This is a genomic window from Burkholderia sp. AU30280 (assembly GCF_020420125.1).
Taxonomy (GTDB): domain Bacteria; phylum Pseudomonadota; class Gammaproteobacteria; order Burkholderiales; family Burkholderiaceae; genus Burkholderia.
The window spans coordinates 94,538-111,625 of record NZ_JAIZRY010000002.1 but is presented as its reverse complement, the minus strand read 5'-3'; the positions used below and the strand labels follow the sequence as shown (position 1 = coordinate 111,625).

Here is a 17,088-nt window from a genome sequence, read left to right as displayed (position 1 = left end):
CCCTGCATTGTACTCTAGGGATGCCTAGCCATGACCAATCCGACGGATCTCAAGAATATCGGGCTAAAGGCCACCCTACCGCGCCTCAAGATTCTCGAGATCTTCCAGCAAAGCCCGGTGCGCCACCTGACGGCAGAAGATGTCTACCGGAACCTGCTCAACGAGCAGCTCGACATCGGGCTGGCCACCGTCTACCGCGTGCTGACGCAGTTCGAGCAGGCAGGCCTGCTCTCGCGCAGCAACTTCGAATCCGGCAAGGCCGTGTTCGAACTGAACGAAGGCTCGCACCACGACCACCTCGTGTGCCTCGATTGCGGCCGCGTCGAGGAATTCTTCGACGCCGAGATCGAAGGCCGCCAGCAGGCGATCGCGAAGGAGCGCGGCTTCCGGCTTCAGGAGCACTCGCTCGCGATGTACGGTTCCTGCACGACCGAGAACTGCCCGCACCGCAAGCACTGATTCGCGCTCCGCGCACGCAGCACGGCCCGGCCGGCATCTCGCCGCCCGGGCCGTGTTCTTTTCGGGATGGCGGCGGCGCGGCGGCGCGTGCGTCGTGTGCCCCAGGCTTTCGACAACCCTTCGACACGTCCGCCCGGGCTGCCGTCAGGCAGCCGGAGCCCGGCATTGCACTTGCGTCAGGCCGCGCAGGCCGGCTCGAACTCGAGCGCCCAGGCGCGCTCGAGCGGGATCTCGTCGCAGTTCGGTTGCGTGCCGCCGCGATCGATGATCACGAAATCGCTGACCGCATCGAGTGCAAGCAGCGGATGGTGCCAGACGCCCTTCGCATAATTCACGCCCTGCCAGCCTTGCGCGAGGAACGCGCGCATCGCGTCGGGCCGGAACTCGCCGGCCGGCGCGACGACGATCGCGTAGCGCGACACGGCCGCGAGCGGAATGAACGCCTGGCTGCCGTGCGGATGGCGCTCCATCAGCGTGAGCGCGACCGGCAGCGCGCGCGGCTGCGCGCGGAACACGCTGACGAGCGGGCGACCGCCGTCCGCGCACACGTCGATCGTCGCGAGATCGTGGAAGCGCTCGGTCGTGCCGCCGTTGATCGGGAAATGACGCGCGCCTTCGAGCGCGATCACGTCGCCGAACGGCGCAAACGCTTCGCGCGTCAGGCGCTCGACGCGCAGGATGGGGGATTCGCTCATGCCGTTGCCCTCCCTCAAGCCGGCTCGCCCCACAGACGCAGGCGCGACACGCCGCCGTCCGGGAAGATGTTGAAACGCACATGCGTGACGGGGCCGAGCGCGGCAAGCTGGTCGAACGTGTGGACGTGATCCATCTGCAGCTTCTGCTCGCCGAGCAGTTCGGCCCAGAACATCGCCTGCGTGACGAGCGAATCGTCGGTGCCGCCCATGACCCGCGCGGCCTGCAGCGAGCAGCGGTCGGGGAAATTGCCCTTGAAGAACGCGGTATCGACCTCGACGCGCCGGATGATGCCCGGCCGCGCGAGCGCGAGGATCGCCCAGTCGTTGCCGGGCTCGCGGCGGCGCCGCGTTTCCCAGCCGTCGCCCATGTTCACGCCGCGCCCCGGCATCAGCATCTGCGACGCCGGGCCGAAGTGCTGGTTGTTCGCGGCCACCAGGTAGCCGCCGTTCTCGATTGCCGCGAGATCGACGAGCTCGCCAGCGGGCACCTCGCGCCAGTCGCGCTGCGGCAAGCCGTACACGCGCAGCCGCGCGAGGCCACCGTCCGGGTACAGGTTCACGCGCAGGTGCGTATAGGGCTGCGCATCGTCGACGCTCACGTAGTGATGCGAATTGCCCTGCAGCGTCGTCGCCGGGACGATCGGGCGCCATTCGGCGTCGTCGGGCGGCGTGTCGCCTTCGGCGACGCACGCGTCGATCGACGCGGCCGGCGGGAAGTTACCGGTGAAGTGGCTCGTATCGAGGTCGACGCCGTAGATCACACCCGGCCGCGCGAGCCGCACCACGCAGAAGTCATGGCCGGTCGTGCGCTTGCGGCGCGTTTCCCAGCCGTCCATCCACTTGCCGTGGTCGTCGTACTTGCCGGGAATGAACACGGCCGGCTCGGGATTCAGCATGCGCTCCTTCGGCGCGAAGAATTCATCGCTGGCGAAGAGCGCCTGCGCCCCGAGGCGCGGGTCGGCAAGATTCATGTAACGCCGCGTGAAGGCCGGCGCATTCGGGTCGAGGATGGGGGCTGCCATGTCGTCTCCTGATATTTGATGGCGTGCCGGCGCATCGAGGCGCCGGCCGCATGAATTCCGGTTGCGCGGGACGACCAGGGGAAGCCGCCCCGCGCGGTGGCGCTCAGAGCGCGTGAGCCTGGTCGCCGGCGACCGGCGCCGCGCGGTCTTCCTCTTCGGCCGGCACGTAGCGCAGCTCGCGGTTCAGCACGCGGTTCGCGCGGGCACGATCGATGTCGTTCTCCCACACCGCGACGACCACCGTCGCGACGCAGTTGCCGATCAGGTTGGTCAGCGCGCGGGCGATGCCGACGAACCAGTCGACCGGCAGGATCAGCACGAGGCCCAGCACCGGAATCGCGGGAATCGCCGACAGGGTCGCCGCGAGGATCACGATCGCCGAGCCCGGGATCCCGTGTGCGCCCTTCGACGTGACGAGCGACACGAGCAGCACGACGATCAGGTCATGCGTCGACAGCGGCGTGTTGGTGGCCTGCGCGATGAACAGCACGGCGAGCGTCAGGTAGATCGAGAAGCCGTCGAGGTTGAACGAATAACCGGTCGGGATCACGAGGCCGACCGTCGAATCCTTCACGCCCATGTATTCGAGCTTGCGCATCACCTGCGGCAGCACCGCATCCGACGACGCCGTACCGAGCACGATCGACAGTTCCTCGCGCAGGTAGCGGATCAGCTTGAACACCGAGAAGCCCGCGAGCCGCATTACGATGCCGAGCACGACCGTGACGAACACGAAGCAGCTCAGGTAGAACACCGCGACCAGATAGCCGAGCTGCTTGAGCGACGCGACGCCGTACTTGCCGGTCGTGAACGCGATCGCGCCGAGCACGCCGAGCGGCGCGAGCTTGATGATGAAGCCGATGATCCGGAAGAACACGTGCGACAGTTCCTCGATCAGCGAGTTGACGCGCTGCGCCTTGTCGCCGAGCAGCGACAGCGCGGAGCCGAACAGCACCGCGAACACGAGGATCTGCAGGATGTCGCCCTTCGCGAACGCGTCGATCGCGGTCTCGGGGATGATCTTCATCAGGTAGCCGGCCGTGTCCTTCAGGCTTTCGGCGTTCTTCGCATAGGACGCGAGCGACGACGCATCGAGCGAACGCAGGTCGATGTTCATCCCGACGCCCGGACGCGTGAGCCACGCAAGCACGAGCCCGATGCCGAGCGCGAGCGTCGTCATGACCTCGAAGTAGATGACGGCCTTCAGGCCGACCCGGCCGACCTTCTTCAGGTCGCCCGCGTTGGCCATCCCGCTGACCACGACGCAGAACACGATCGGACCGATCACCATCTTGATGAGCTTCAGGAAGCCGTCGCCGAGCGGTCGCAGCGACTCGGCGAAATGCGGGAAGAACGCGCCCAGCGCGATCCCTAGGACAAGTGCGACGACTACCCGGCCAAACAGCGAATTGAGGAATTTCGACACGGCGCTCTCCCGATCCAACGGTTGCAGTTTCGTCTGTTCATACTGGTAAGACCAGTGATGTTATGGGGGATAGTAGGAAGCCGATATAGTGGCGTCAAGGACGGACAAAATAGGGATTTCCCGCCCCTGCCCCGCCGGGTTTCGATGCACCGGACAGGGGCAGATCGTGGCTTTCCCGTAGGCCGGCCATGCACCGCCTGCGTGCGGATTACAATGCCGGTCAGACCGGCCAAAGTTCACATCATGAAAAACGTTCCGCATACCGTGACCGACGCCGCCATTGCGACGATCCGCGACCGGATCGAGGCAGGCGTTTATCCGGTCGGCAGCCTGCTGCCGGCCCAGCGCCAGCTCTCCGAGGAGCTGGAGATCAGCCGTGCATCGCTGCGCGAGGCGCTCTCGACGCTCGAGGCGCTCGGGATGCTGCGCATCCGCGCCGGCAAGGGCGTGTATGTCGAAAGCGCGCAGGCCACGGCCGCGCACGCATGGCAGTTCGCCGAGGAGTCGTCGCCGCCCGACACGTACCAGATGCGCTATGCACTCGAAGGGTTCGCCGCGCGGATGGCCGCGCACGTCGTCAGCGACGACGACATCGCGTGGTTCGAGGACAACCTCGCCGACCTGCACGTCGCGCTCACCGAAAGCGCGCTCGACGAGGCGTCGCAGCTCGACTTCGACTTCCACATGCGAATCATCCATCTCGCCGGCAACGCGGCGATCGAATCGATACTGCGCAGCAGCGCGGACATCATGAAGGAAAGCCAGCGCATGCCGTTCTACCGGCGCGAGCTGCTGCTGTCGACGTGGCAGGAGCACCGCGCGATCGTCGACGCGCTGATCGCGCGCGATGCGGCCGCCGCCGGCACGGCGATCGAAACGCACATCGCGAACGCCGCGCAGCGCGCGGGCATCTTCTTCCCGACGCCGCGCACGTAATGCGGCCGGGCGGCCGGGCGCTCGGGCGGCTACCCGCCGCGCACGCCGGCCGGTCGTACCCGTCAAGCTCCCGACGGATCGCGATACGCAAGCGCACGCTCGATGAACGCGCGCGCCGCGACGCTGCGGTACGCGCCCTTGCGTGTCAGCAGCGCGGCCGTGCGCGCGGGCAGCGGCGGATCGATCTCCAGCGCGCACAGGTCAGCGCTCGCGCGCGCGACCGCGTCGGGCAGCACCGTCGCGAGCCGGCCGCACCGCACGAGCGCCAGCACCGCGCTGATCGTATTCGTCTCGATCGCGATCTTCGGCCGCGCGCCGTGCTCGATGAAATACCGGTCGATGCGCTCGCGCGTCGCGAACGCGCGGCTCAGCAGCACCAGCGGCTCGCCACCGAGCTCGGCCGGCGTCAGTGCGCGGCGGTGCCGCGCGAGACGATGCGTGCGGCCCGTCACGAGCGCGAGCGGCTCGTCCCACAGCGGCAACGCGTCGATGTCCGGCGCGCGCGGCGGCATGAACGCGAAGCCCGCGTCGAGCCGATCGTCGGCGAGCAGCGCCTCGATGCGTTCCTGCGGCATCGCATCGATCGCCAGCGTGACGTTCGGATAGTCGGTATGGAACGCATCGATCAGCGAGCCGCTCAGGTAGGCCGCAAAGGTCGGCATCATCGCGAGCCGCAGCGATCCGCTGCCGAGATCGGCGACGTCGTGCAGCGCGCGCCGCCCCGTATCGAGCTCGTGCAGCGCGGCGCGCGCATGGCGCGCATAGACCTCGCCGAATTCGGTGAGCTGCACCGTGCGGCCCGAGCGGTCGAACAACTGCACGCCGAGCGTTTCCTCGAGCTGGCGTACCTGCTGCGACAGCGTCGGCTGCGAAACGTGCAGCGCGTCGGCCGCGCGCGTGAAACTGCGCTGCTCGGCGACGGCCAGGAAATAGCGGATGTGGCGGAGTAGCATGGCGGCCGACGTATTGGTTTGACCTATGGAGACCATAACGATCCAGTCTTGGACGCTATGGTTCGACTCCCGCATCATACGCACATCCGTTCCGCTGCATCGCCGCTGTCACCGCACCGGAACGGCTCGCCCGGGCCCGCCCTGCCTCCGCCCGCCGCACGACGATCCGCCGCCCGCCCGATCCGGGCCCGGCCGCGATCCGCCCGGCGCGCATCGGCTCACCGCCGATCCGTCGACGCCGGCCCCGATTTCCGTCCCCCCGCGCAGCCGGCGGCCCCGTGCCGCCGGACGGCGCCGCCGTTTTTCGCGACCATGGAACCGCATCACGACACCCATCCTCCCCTCACCCGCGGCATGACGCTGCTGTTCGCCTGCGCATGCGGCATCGTCATCGGCAACATCTACTACGCGCAGCCTCTGCTCGCCGCGATCGCGCGCAGCTTCGGGCGCGCGCCGGCCGAGCTCGGCTATCTCGTCACGCTGACGCAGCTCGGCTATGCGGCGAGCCTGCTGCTGATCGTCCCGCTCGGCGACGCGGTCAACCGTCATACGCTGATCGTGCGGCTGCTGATGCTCAACGTCGTCGCGCTGGTCGCGGTCACGTTCAGCACGAACTTCACGATGTTCGTCGTCGCGAACGTCGCGGTCGGCTTCGTCACCTGTTCGACGCAGCTGCTCGTGCCGTTCGCCGCATCGCTCGCCGATGCACGCTCGCGCGGCCGCGCGGTCGGCACCGTGATGAGCGGGCTGCTGCTCGGCATCCTGCTCGCGCGCGTGGCGGCCGGCGCGATCGCCGACGGGTTCGGCTGGCGTGCGGTGTACGGCGTCGCGGCGGTGATGGTGGCGGCGCTGACCGTCGTGCTCGCCATGAAGCTGCCGAAGGATCGCCGCGAGGCGCGCCTCGACTATGCGGCGCTGATGAAGTCGCTCGTCGCGCTGGTGCGCGCGCAACCGCTGATCGCACTGCGCTCCACCTACGGCGCGCTCGTGTTCGCGTGCTTCAGCCTGCTGTGGACGGGCCTCACGTTCCTGTTGAGCCAGCCGCCGTACAGCTATTCCGAAGGGCAGATCGGCCTGTTCGGCGTCGTCGGCGCGGTGGGCGCGCTCGCGGCGACGTCGGCCGGCCGGCTCGTCGATCGCGGGCACGGCAATGCGGCGACGGGGTTGTTCGCGGCGGCCGTGCTCGCGTCGTTCGCGCTGATCGCGACCGGCGCGCACGCCCTGGCAGCGCTAATCGCGGGCATCCTGCTGCTCGACGTCGGCGTGCAGGGCATGCACATCTCGAACCAGAGCGTGATCTATGCGCTGGCCGGCAACGCGCGCAGCCGCGTGACGACGATCTACCTGACGAGCTACTTCATCGGCGGCGCATTCGGGTCGTTCGCGGCGAGCGTCGCGTACGGCGTCGACGGCTGGCGCGGCGTGTGCGTCGCGGGCGCGGCGCTTGCCGGTGTGTTGATCGCGCTGTGGCTCGTGTCGCAGCGCATCGGCGCGCGGCAGGTCACGCAGTAATGCGGTCAGTCGATTCCTTGCCACCATGAGAAAAGGCACGCCCCGCGAATCGCGGGCGTGCCTTTTTTCCGATGGGGTCGAGACCGTCGCGCGCTAGCGCGTGACCGCGATCGTCACGCAGCCTCGTCCGCGAAGTCGATCAGCACCTTCATCGCGCGCTGGCGGTCGCCGGCCAGTTCGAACGCAAGGTTCGCATCGCGCATCGGGAACACGCGCGTGACGGCCGGGCGCAGGTCGACGCGCCCCGCATTGATGAGTTGCACCGCAAGCGCGAACTCCGCGTGAAAACGGAACGACCCGCAGATCGACAACTCCTTCGCGACCACGACGTTCTGCGGCAGGCTGACATCACCGCCAAGCCCGAGTTGCACGACGACCCCGCGCGGACGCATCACGTCCAGCCCGTCGCGCAGCGCGCGCGCATTGCCCGAACACTCGATCATCACGTCGAACGTGCCCTTGTCGGCACCGTAACGCTCGACCCAGCCGGCATCGGCCACCACATTGATCGTGCGGTCGGCGCCGAGCGCGCTCGCCACTGCCAGCGGCGCCTCGACGACGTCGGTCGCGACGATCTCCGCCGCGCCGTGCACGCGCGCCGCCGCGACCGCCAGCACGCCGATCGGCCCGCAGCCCGACACGAGCACGCGCTTGCCGAGCAGCGGGCCCGCGCGCGACACCGCATGCAGCCCGACGGCGAACGGTTCGGCGAGCGCCGCGAGCGACAGCGGCACGTGATCGGCGACCTTCACGCACTGCACCGCATCGCATACGAGTGCGTTGCGGAACGCGCCCTGCACGTGCGGCATCCGCATCGCGCTGCCGTAGAAGCGCATGTCGAGACACTGGTTCGGCAGCCCTTCGAGACAGTAGCGGCACGCGCCGCACGGCCGGCTCGGATTGACCGCGACGCGATCGCCGACCTTCACCGACGTCACGTCCGGCGCCACTTCCGCGACCGTGCCGGCCACCTCGTGGCCCAGCACCATCGGCTGCTGCAGCCGGATCGCGCCAAAGCCACCGTGCCGGAAGTAATGGAGATCAGAGCCGCAGATGCCGCCCATCGCGACATCGACGCGCACCTGGCCCGGGCCGATCTCGCCCGCGTCCTGCTCTTCCACCCGCAAGTCGTTCGGCCCGTGGATCACGACACACATGCAACGCATACGCATGACATTCCTCCCTGTCCTAAACGGCGGCGGTCAGGCCGCCGTCGACGAACAGCGTCTGGCCGTTCACGAAATCGGACGCAGCCGATGCGAGGAAGATCGCCGCACCGCACAGCTCGTCGACGCGCCCCCAGCGCCCGGCCGGCGTGCGCTTGCACAGCCAGTCCGAGAACGCTGCGTCGTCGACCAGCGCGCGGTTGAGTTCGGTTTCGAAATAGCCGGGCGCGAGGCCGTTCGCCTGGATGCCGTGGCGAGCCCAGTCGGCACACATCCCTTTCGTCAGCATCCGCACCGCGCCCTTGGTCGCCGCGTATGGCGCGATCGTCGGCCGCGCGAGCTCGCTCTGCACCGAGCAGATGTTGATGATCTTCCCATGGCCGCGCGCGATCATGTGCCGCGCGACGGCCTGCGCGACGTTGAACACGCCGTCGAGGTTCACGCGCATCAGCGCATGCCAGTCGTCGGGCTCGAAGGCGTCGAGCGGCGCGCGGCGCTGGATGCCCGCGTTGTTCACGAGGATGTCGATCGCGCCGACGCGCGCCTCGAATTCGTCGATCGCCGCGCGCACCTGTGCGTGCTCGGCGACGTCGAATACCGCGTAGTCGGCCGTGTAGCCTTCCTCGCGCAGCTGCCGCACGAGCGTCGCGGCCTTCTCCTCATTGCGATCGTTGATGACGATCGCCGCCCCCGCTTCGGCCAGCCCGCGGGCGAGCGTCAGCCCGATCCCGCGTCCGGAACCGGTAATCAGTGCGCGGCGGCCGTCGAGGCGGAACCGTTCAAGCGCGTGGGTCATGCGTGCCTCCTCGTGCCAGTCGAGCCGGCGGCCCATCGCGGCCGGTCTCGCGTTGACGGTATCTTCGGCTACCGGCCGCTTGCCGCGCCAATGGTCTTTTTTGATCCGGTTATCATGAAATTTGATTACCGCCCAATTCGGCCCGCCGCCCATGGAACTCAAGCAATTGCGCGCCTTCGTCACGCTCGCCGAAGAGCTGCATTTCGGGCGCGCCGCGCAGCGCCTGTTCATCGTGCAGCCCGCACTGAGCATGCAGATCAAGGCGCTCGAGGAAGCACTCGGCGCGCGCCTGTTCGAGCGCGACCGGCACAAGGTCGAACTGAGCGATACGGGGCGCGTGTTCCTGCCCGAGGCGCGCGCCACGCTGCAGCAGGCCGCGCGCGCGGAGCAGATGGCGCGGCTGTCGAGCCGCGGCGAGATCGGCACGCTGCGGATCGCGTTCGTGTCGTCGGTGCTGCCCGTGCTGCTGCCGGCCGTGCTGCGCACGATGCGCGAGCGCTATCCGCTGATCACGCTCGAACTGAAGGACCTGCCGACGCCCGACCAGATCGCCGCGCTGCGCGACCGGCGGATCGATTTCGGGATGATCCGGCTGCCGGCCGCGTATGCGGGTATCGACACGCGCGTGGTGCTCGAGGAAGGCTTCGTCGTCGCGCTGCCGCTCGACCATCCGCTCGCCGCGCACGATGCGATCGCGCCGGCCCTGCTGCGCGGCCAGCCCGCGTTCGTGCTCGCGCGCCGCTACGCGCCGGGCTTTCACGACGACATGCTGCTCGCGCTGAGCCGCGCGGGCACGACGCTCGAGATCGCGCAGGAGTTCGGGGAATTCACGACGATGCTGGCGCTCGTCGCGGCGGGGATGGGAATCGGGCTGATTCCGGCGCAAGCCGCCAGCGCGCTGCCGCCGAACGTACTCGCGCGGCCGCTCGACCTGGCCGGGCACCGAACGGGCATCGGCCTCGCGTGGACCGACCTCGACAGCCCGCTCAAGCGCGCGTTCGTCGCCGCGCTCGAAGAGGTGGCGCCAGCATCAGGCAACAACGGCGGGCAATAAAAAAACCCGGCCGGAAAACCGGGCCGGGCTCGTTCGCTACGCCGGCCGCGTTGCGGCGGCCGCGCAACGTGCGGGATTACTTCGCGTTCGCGAATGCGACAGCCGTATCCAGCATGCGGTTCGAGAAACCCCACTCGTTGTCGTACCAGCTCGACACCTTGACGAGGCGGCCCGACACCTTGGTCAGCGTTGCGTCGAACGTCGACGAAGCCGGGTTGTGGTTGAAGTCGATCGACACCAGCGGTGCGTCGTTGTAGCCGAGGATGCCCTTCAGCGCGCCTTCCGATGCTTCCTTCATGATCGCGTTGACTTCCTCGACCGTCGTGTCGCGCTTCGCGATAAACGACAGGTCGACGATCGACACGTTGATCGTCGGGACGCGGATCGCGTAGCCGTCGAGCTTGCCGTTCAGTTCCGGCAGCACGAGACCGACGGCCGAAGCGGCGCCCGTCTTCGTCGGGATCTGGCTGTGCGTGGCCGAACGCGCGCGGCGCAGGTCTTCGTGGTAGACGTCCGTCAGCACCTGGTCGTTCGTGTACGCGTGGATCGTCGTCATCAGGCCGGTTTCGAGGCCGATCTTGTCGTTCAGCGGCTTGACGAGCGGCGCGAGGCAGTTCGTCGTGCACGATGCGTTCGAGATGACGGTGTGCTCGGCCTTCAGCACGTCGTGGTTCACGCCGTAGACGATCGTCGCGTCGACGTCCTTGCCGCCCGGCGCCGAGATGATCACCTTCTTCGCGCCGCCCTTCAGGTGCGCGCTCGCCTTTTCCTTGGTCGTGAAGAAGCCCGTGCATTCCATCACGACGTCGACGCCGAGCTCGCCCCACGGCAGTTCGGCCGGGTTGCGGTTCGCCAGCACGCGGATCTTGTCGCCGTTCACGACGAGGTAGTCGCCGTCGACCGACACTTCACCCGGGAACTTGCCGTGCGCGGTGTCGTACTGGGTCAGGTGCGCGTTGGTCTTCGCGTCGCCCAGATCGTTGATCGCGACGATCTCGAGATCGTGCTTCTTGCCGTTTTCATAAAACGCGCGCAGCGTGTTGCGGCCGATACGGCCGTAGCCGTTGATTGCGACGCGAATCGTCATGGTCTATCTCCTGATGGCTGAAAAAATTCGTTTCGTGCAGCTTCACGGTGCGACGCGCGCGAGAGGCGGCGCGCGTCGCGTATGTCTTTAGGCCAGCACGGCCTTGGCGGTCTCGACGACGTGCTCGACAGTGAAGCCGAAGTGCTTGAACAGCACGCCGGCCGGCGCCGATTCACCGAACGTGTCGATCCCGACGACGCCGCCTTCGAGGCCGACGTACTTGTGCCAGAAGGCCGTCACGCCCGCTTCGATCGCGACGCGGCGCACGCCGTGCGGCAGCACGCGCTCACGGTACTCGGCGTCCTGGCGATCGAACACGTTGGTCGACGGCATCGACACGACGCGTGCCGCGATGCCCTGCTGCGCGAGCGGCTCGACGGCCTTCATCGCGAGTTCGACTTCCGAGCCCGTCGCGATCAGGATGATCTTGCGCGCGACGATCTCTTCGTCCCAGTCCTTCAGCACGTAGCCGCCCTTCTCGATGTTCGCGATCTGCGCATCGGTACGCGGGTTGAACGCCAGGTTCTGGCGACTGAAGATCAGGCTCGACGGACGGTCGGCTGCGATCGCGTGGGTCCACGCAACGGCCGTCTCGACCGTGTCGGCCGGACGCCAGACGTCGTGGTTCGGGATCAGGCGCAGGCTCGACACGTGCTCGATCGACTGGTGCGTCGGGCCGTCTTCGCCGAGGCCGATCGAATCGTGCGTGAACACGAAGATCGACGGCACCTTCATCAGCGCGGCCACGCGCAGCGCGTTGCGGCTGTAGTCGGAGAACGTCAGGAACGTGCCGCCGAACGGCTTGTGGCCGCCGTGCAGCGCGAGGCCGTTGATCGCGGCGCTCATGCCGAATTCGCGCACGCCGTAGTTGATGTGGTTGCCCAGCTGGACGCCCGGGCCTTCCGGATTCGCACGGACCGCCTTCGATGCCTTCCAGTTGGTCAGGTTCGAGCCGGTCAGGTCGGCCGAGCCGCCGAGCAGTTCGGGCAGCGCGGCAGCCAGGCCTTCGATCGCCTGCTGCGACGCCTTGCGGGTCGCCACCGTCTCGCCGCGCTCGTTCGCACCGGCGATGATCGCCGCGGCCTTCTCGGCCCAGTCGGCCGGCAGCTGGTTGGCCATCCGGCGCTCGAATTCGGCGGCTTCCGCCGGGAACTTCGCGCGATAGGCAGCGAACGTCGCGTTCCATTCGGTTTCCGCGCGCTTGCCGGCTTCCTTCGCGTCCCACGCCGCATAGACTTCCTGCGGAATCACGAACGGCGCCCACGTCCAGCCGAGCGCTTCGCGCGTCTTCGCGATTTCTTCCGCGCCGAGCGCCGCGCCGTGCACGTCGTGGCCGCCTGCCTTGGTCGCCGCGCCCTGGCCGATCACCGTCTTGCAGCAGATCAGCGTCGGCTTGTCCGACAGCTTCGCCTTCGCGATCGCTGCGTCGACCGCGTCGACGTCATGGCCGTTCACGTTCGGGATCACGTTCCAGCCGTAGGCTTCGAAACGCTTCGGGGTGTCGTCGTGGAACCAGTTCACGACGTCGCCGTCGATCGAGATGCCGTTGTCGTCGTACAGCGCGATCAGCTTGTTCAGCTTCAGCGTGCCGGCGAGCGAGCAGGCTTCGTGCGAGATGCCTTCCATCAGGCAGCCGTCGCCGAGGAACACGTACGTGTGGTGATCGACGATCTTCGCGCCGTCACGGTTGAACTCGTCGGCCATCAGCGCTTCGCCGAGCGCCATGCCGACCGCGTTCGCGAGACCCTGGCCGAGCGGGCCGGTGGTCGTCTCGACGCCCGGCGTGATGCCGTATTCCGGGTGACCCGGCGTCTTCGAGTGCAGCTGGCGGAAGTTCTTCAGCTCTTCCATCGGCAGGTCGTAGCCGGTCAGGTGCAGCAGCGAGTACAGCAGCATCGAGCCATGGCCGTTCGACAGCACGAAGCGGTCGCGGTCGGCCCAGTGTGGGTTCGTCGGGTTGTGCTTCAGATGGCGCGACCAGAGCGCGACGCCGATTTCGGCCATGCCCATCGGCATGCCGGGGTGGCCGGAGTTCGCTTGCTGGACGGCGTCCATCGCGAGCGCACGGATCGCGTTGGCCATCAGGGTGGTGGAGGCGGGAGACGAAGTCGTCATGTCGAGTCCGGAGAACGAGTCGAGGAAACGGGGGCACGGCGGCATCCGGAAGCTCGAGCGTCAATCGTTCCCGGCGCGCGGTGCGGCGCCTGACGGACGCGAAGCGGACGGAGCCTACGGACGGGGCTGCAAAGCTCGTCATTTTAACAGATGGGCTGACATTTCCCTTGTCCATGCACGGTGTTCCGGCACGGTTTTCCGTCAAACCGCCCGCCTCCTATAATTCAGACGTCGGAACTGCCAGCCCTGAGCGGCCCACCCGTGAGCACGACGCTTCTCTTTCACCCTACGCCCGATGCCGCCTACGGCTTCCCGAACGCGCGGCGGCTCGCGCACGTCGCGTCCCCGCACCAGCAGATCGAGGTCTGGGAAACCCCCCAGCTCGGCCGCCTGTTTACGCTGGACGGCCGGCCGATGACGTCGGTCGGCGACGAGTACGTCTATCACGAGTGCATGACGCACCCGGCCGCGCTCGCGCATCCGTCGCCGCGCCGTGCGCTCGTGCTCGGCGGCGGCGACGGCGGCGCGGCGCGCCAGTTGCTCAAGCATGCATGCATCGAGCGGATCGTGATCGCGGAACTCGACGACGAAGTGGTCGGGATGGCGCGCCGTTATCTCGACGACGTGCACCAGGGTGCGCTCGACGACCCGCGCGTCGAGGTCGTGATCGGCGACGCCGCGCATTTCGTCGAGTCGACCGTCGAGCATTTCGATCTCGTCGTGTTCGACCTCACGCCGCCCGATTCGCCGGCGGCCGGCCTCTATACGCGCGCGTTCTATGCGCGGCTCAAGCGGATCCTGACGCCGTGCGGCGCGATCTCGATGCACCTCGGCTCGCCGGTGTTCCACCCGACGCGCATCGCCGCGCTGCTCGACGACCTGCGCGCGAGCTTCGCGGTCGTCGATCCGTTGTCCGCGCACGTGCCGCTGTACGGCTCGCAGTGGCTGATGGCGATCGCGAGCGATACGCTCGACGCGGCCGCGCTGTTCGCACACGACATCGACGAACGGCTCGCGGCCCGCCGCGTCCAGGGTTTGCGCTACTACGACGCGCGGCTGCATGCATCCCTCTTTGCCCTGCCGCGCGCGCTGCGCGATACACTGGGCGTCCGCCGCTGAGCGTCCGCGCGGTCGCCCGGCTTCCGTTTTTTCTTCACGACTTCGCAGGATTCGTGATGCACGGCACCGCGGCGAAATGCCCCGGACGCCGCGCCGCCCCCTGAACGAACGCCCAGGCATGGAATCAGAGCACGTGCCCAGGCGCCCCCACAGGAGATTCTCATGACCGATCCACGTCCGGCCAACGTGCCTTGGTTGACGCCCTACCTGGCCGTACGCAATGCACGTGCGGCCATCGATTTCTTCAAGGCCGCATTCGGCTTCGAGTTGCGCGACGTGCACGACGAAGACGGCGCGATCATGCACGTCGAGATGGCCTATCGCGGCCAGCTGATCGTGATGTTCGCGCCCGAAGGTGCATTCGGCTCGACCGCGCTCACCCCGAAGAGTGCGAACGCCACCGCGCCGCAATCGTTCTATCTGTATGTCGACGACGTCGACGCCACCTGGCAGCGCGCGCTCGACGCGGGCGCGAAATCGCTGAGCGCGCCGCAGGATCAGTTCTGGGGCGACCGGTTCGCACAGATCGAGGATCTCGACGGCTACCGATGGGCGCTCGGCCGCCGTCTCGACACATGACCCAAACCGTTACACGCATGAACGAAGCCACCACCACCGCGGCCGTGCCGCGCTTTTTCGTCGACGCGGCACTGCGCGCCGACGCCACGCTTGCGTTGCCGGCCGACGTCGCGCGCCACGCGCAGGTGCTGCGCCTGCAGCCCGGCGACGCGCTCGCCCTGTTCGACGGCACCGGCGGCCAGTACCGCGCACGGCTCGTCGAGATCGACAAGCGCAGCGCGCTCGCGCAGATCGACGCGTTCGAACCGGCCGAAGCCGAGCCGCCCTATCGCGTGACGCTCGCGCAAGGCATCGCCGGCGGCGACAAGATGGACTGGGTGATCGAGAAGGCCGTCGAGCTCGGCGTGGCGGCGGTCGTGCCGCTGTCGACCGCGCGCGGCGTCGTGAAGCTTTCCGGCGAGCGCGCGGACAAGCGCGTCGCGCACTGGCGCGGCGTCGTGCGCGCGTCGTGCGAGCAATGCGGGCGCAACCGCATACCCGACGTCGCGCCCATCGCCGGCTTCAACGCATGGCTCGATACGCTGCCGGCCGCACCGGCCGACGGCGCGCTGCGGCTGCTGCTGTCGCCGCGCGCGAGCATCCCGTTCGCGTCGCTGCCCGACGCACCGCCGGCTGCGACCGTCACGCTGCTGATCGGACCGGAAGGCGGGCTGTCGCCCGACGAGGAAAACGCGGCCCGCGCGCGCGGGTTCACCGCGCTGTCGCTCGGGCCCCGCGTGCTGCGCACCGAGACGGCCGGCGCGGCCGTGCTCGCGGCGCTCGCGGCGCGTTGGGGCGGATGGTGACGGGCAGTCGCGCCGCCGCAAGACGGCGCGACACGCCCTGACCGCACGCCACCCGGTCGCGCTCGAAAACGGTGCCGGATAAAAGGCGGACGTCAGGGAGCGAAGCGCCGCGCCGGCCTGCGCGCATCGCGCGGACGCAAAAAAGCCCGCTCGAAGCGGGCTCTTAGAAATGTTGTCGAATCGGCCGCTGGCCGACGCGTGCTTACGCGAACGAGTAGAACACGCGGAACGCGACCTTGCGCTCGGCCCAGAATTCGGCCGCCTCGCGGAACACGTCGAGCAGCGTCTCGCGCCCTTCCTTGTCGAACTTCTGCGCGATCGGCAGCCCTTCGAGGACGATCACGAAACCCGGCTGCGCGCCGGCCTTCGCGACGAGGTCGGTCAGGGAATCGTACAGCGCGTCGTAGTTCTTCCCGAAATGCTTCGGGAACAGGAACGACGTCGCGATCGTTTCCATCACTTCCTGCTTCGACTGCGCGGCGCCGCAATACGCATACAGGAAATGCTGGCCGAGCCGACCGGCTTCGTCGGCGAGATCCTGCACGCGGAACGCGCGGATCGACTGCACGAGATTGGGTCGCACGGTCGTGAAAAGGCTCATAGGCTCCTCGTTCGATGAAAGCCCGGGCTCGGCTTCCTGTTGCTCCGGCGTGCTGCCAGCCTGCGCCGCCGCGTGCAGCTGGATCACGCGCTGAAACAGATTGCCATCGCCGGCCGCGAACAGTTCCGCCGCCGCCGTATCGTGCGCGTAGATGGAGTCGCTCATGCCATTCGTCCCGAAGTCATTCAACAATACGTTTAAAACTGTTGTAGTGGTCGCCCGTGTAATAACAGTTGTCGATCCGGCGCAATGGCCCGCCACAGACGATCCGGCGCGCACCGCGATTGCGGGCACGCGGCGTCGGCACCGTGTACTCATGGTAGTAGCCGCGCTTCGCTTTTGGCAGGATCCGCTCGCGGTTGCCAAACACGACGCCGTCTTTCTCGTACGGATAGGGGCCGCCCGCGCCGATCAGGCCCAGCGTGGTCACGGCCTCGCGCGGAAGACGGGCGGTCGGGATCGTATCGAGCCCGCTGGCGGCCACGTCGGCCGAAACGGCCTCCCGTGCGTAAGCGGCGGAAACCAGACTGCCCGTCGGCGTGCCGACGATACCCATCGCGAACATCGCGAAGACGGACGCGAGCGCGCCGTTGCGGAGCCACTTGCGTGCCATGAACCAGGGTTCCCGCTGTTAAATCAAGTAGTTGACGACCAACAAAGGCGTTAGCGTAGCGTTATTGGCCGCGCGAATCAATGTCCGTTTGGGAATCGAAAGTGTCGCGATACCCGGAATGGCGCATTTTTTACCCAAATAACACTACATTTATCTTACATAGGATAAAA

Annotated in this window: 17 protein-coding genes; 7 read left to right on the top strand and 10 right to left on the bottom strand. The window is 67.8% G+C overall.

All coding sequences use genetic code 11. The features are described from left to right. The first annotated feature begins 30 nt into the window (after nucleotides 1-30). Nucleotides 31-459: a ferric iron uptake transcriptional regulator gene (fur, locus tag LGN17_RS04630; protein ID WP_034182711.1), complete on the top strand. Its 429-nt coding sequence runs from the start codon at nucleotides 31-33 to the stop codon at nucleotides 457-459. A gap of 176 nt (nucleotides 460-635) precedes the next feature. Here fur and LGN17_RS04625 read toward each other — a convergent pair whose 3' ends face one another. From LGN17_RS04625 to LGN17_RS04615, 3 genes are all read right to left on the bottom strand, one after another. After that, nucleotides 636-1,154, bottom strand: coding sequence for an ureidoglycolate lyase (locus LGN17_RS04625; RefSeq protein ID WP_175955678.1), 519 nt, complete (start codon nucleotides 1,152-1,154; stop codon nucleotides 636-638). Between the two features lie 14 nt (nucleotides 1,155-1,168). Further along, nucleotides 1,169-2,176: an allantoicase gene (gene alc, locus LGN17_RS04620; RefSeq protein ID WP_226195346.1), complete on the bottom strand. Its 1,008-nt coding sequence runs from the start codon at nucleotides 2,174-2,176 to the stop codon at nucleotides 1,169-1,171. A gap of 103 nt (nucleotides 2,177-2,279) precedes the next feature. After that, nucleotides 2,280-3,602, bottom strand: coding sequence for a C4-dicarboxylate transporter DctA (locus tag LGN17_RS04615; protein ID WP_226195345.1), 1,323 nt, complete (start codon nucleotides 3,600-3,602; stop codon nucleotides 2,280-2,282). Between the two features lie 213 nt (nucleotides 3,603-3,815). On the opposite strand from LGN17_RS04615, the gene LGN17_RS04610 reads away from it, so the two are divergent. Then, on the top strand, nucleotides 3,816-4,538 hold the full coding sequence (locus LGN17_RS04610; RefSeq protein ID WP_226195344.1) for a FadR/GntR family transcriptional regulator: 723 nt from the start codon (nucleotides 3,816-3,818) through the stop codon (nucleotides 4,536-4,538). Between the two features lie 62 nt (nucleotides 4,539-4,600). Here LGN17_RS04610 and cynR read toward each other — a convergent pair whose 3' ends face one another. After that, entirely contained in the window at nucleotides 4,601-5,491 is an 891-nt protein-coding gene (gene cynR, locus LGN17_RS04605) for a transcriptional regulator CynR (RefSeq protein WP_226195343.1), read from the bottom strand. A gap of 312 nt (nucleotides 5,492-5,803) precedes the next feature. Here cynR and LGN17_RS04600 point away from each other — a divergent pair, with 312 nt between their 5' ends. Further along, entirely contained in the window at nucleotides 5,804-7,003 is a 1,200-nt protein-coding gene (locus tag LGN17_RS04600) for an MFS transporter (protein ID WP_226195342.1), read from the top strand. Nucleotides 7,004-7,116: 113 nt separating this feature from the next. Here the strand turns inward: LGN17_RS04600 and LGN17_RS04595 are convergent, their stop codons facing one another. Both LGN17_RS04595 and LGN17_RS04590 read right to left on the bottom strand, forming a co-directional pair. Continuing rightward, nucleotides 7,117-8,175 (bottom strand): L-idonate 5-dehydrogenase, encoded by a 1,059-nt coding sequence (locus LGN17_RS04595; RefSeq protein WP_226195341.1) that lies wholly within the window; start codon nucleotides 8,173-8,175, stop codon nucleotides 7,117-7,119. 16 nt (nucleotides 8,176-8,191) lie between these two features. Then, the gene (locus LGN17_RS04590) at nucleotides 8,192-8,965 is read right to left on the bottom strand and encodes an SDR family NAD(P)-dependent oxidoreductase (protein WP_226195340.1); all 774 of its coding nucleotides are present in this window, start codon (nucleotides 8,963-8,965) and stop codon (nucleotides 8,192-8,194) included. A 151-nt stretch (nucleotides 8,966-9,116) separates the two neighbouring features. Between LGN17_RS04590 and LGN17_RS04585 the strand changes: the two genes are divergently transcribed. After that, nucleotides 9,117-10,019: a LysR substrate-binding domain-containing protein gene (locus tag LGN17_RS04585; protein WP_226195339.1), complete on the top strand. Its 903-nt coding sequence runs from the start codon at nucleotides 9,117-9,119 to the stop codon at nucleotides 10,017-10,019. Nucleotides 10,020-10,095: 76 nt separating this feature from the next. On the opposite strand, the gene gap is transcribed toward LGN17_RS04585, so the two are convergent. Then, on the bottom strand, nucleotides 10,096-11,106 hold the full coding sequence (gap, locus tag LGN17_RS04580; protein ID WP_006485712.1) for a type I glyceraldehyde-3-phosphate dehydrogenase: 1,011 nt from the start codon (nucleotides 11,104-11,106) through the stop codon (nucleotides 10,096-10,098). Between the two features lie 87 nt (nucleotides 11,107-11,193). Beyond that, nucleotides 11,194-13,266: a transketolase gene (gene tkt, locus LGN17_RS04575; protein WP_175955660.1), complete on the bottom strand. Its 2,073-nt coding sequence runs from the start codon at nucleotides 13,264-13,266 to the stop codon at nucleotides 11,194-11,196. 216 nt (nucleotides 13,267-13,482) lie between these two features. On the opposite strand from tkt, the gene speE reads away from it, so the two are divergent. The 3 genes from speE to LGN17_RS04560 all read left to right on the top strand — a co-directional run bounded on the left by speE (nucleotide 13,483) and on the right by LGN17_RS04560 (nucleotide 15,704). Then, complete coding sequence (gene speE / locus LGN17_RS04570) at nucleotides 13,483-14,340, top strand: polyamine aminopropyltransferase (protein ID WP_226195338.1); 858 nt, start codon at nucleotides 13,483-13,485, stop codon at nucleotides 14,338-14,340. A gap of 162 nt (nucleotides 14,341-14,502) precedes the next feature. Continuing rightward, entirely contained in the window at nucleotides 14,503-14,919 is a 417-nt protein-coding gene (locus LGN17_RS04565; protein WP_175955656.1) for a VOC family protein, read from the top strand. Between the two features lie 17 nt (nucleotides 14,920-14,936). Continuing rightward, complete coding sequence (locus LGN17_RS04560) at nucleotides 14,937-15,704, top strand: 16S rRNA (uracil(1498)-N(3))-methyltransferase (protein ID WP_226195337.1); 768 nt, start codon at nucleotides 14,937-14,939, stop codon at nucleotides 15,702-15,704. Nucleotides 15,705-15,906: 202 nt separating this feature from the next. Here the strand turns inward: LGN17_RS04560 and LGN17_RS04555 are convergent, their stop codons facing one another. Beyond that, the gene (locus LGN17_RS04555; protein WP_175955652.1) at nucleotides 15,907-16,470 is read right to left on the bottom strand and encodes a barstar family protein; all 564 of its coding nucleotides are present in this window, start codon (nucleotides 16,468-16,470) and stop codon (nucleotides 15,907-15,909) included. Nucleotides 16,471-16,486: 16 nt separating this feature from the next. Continuing rightward, nucleotides 16,487-16,918, bottom strand: coding sequence for a ribonuclease domain-containing protein (locus LGN17_RS04550; RefSeq protein WP_034182701.1), 432 nt, complete (start codon nucleotides 16,916-16,918; stop codon nucleotides 16,487-16,489). Nucleotides 16,919-17,088: the final 170 nt, after the last annotated feature.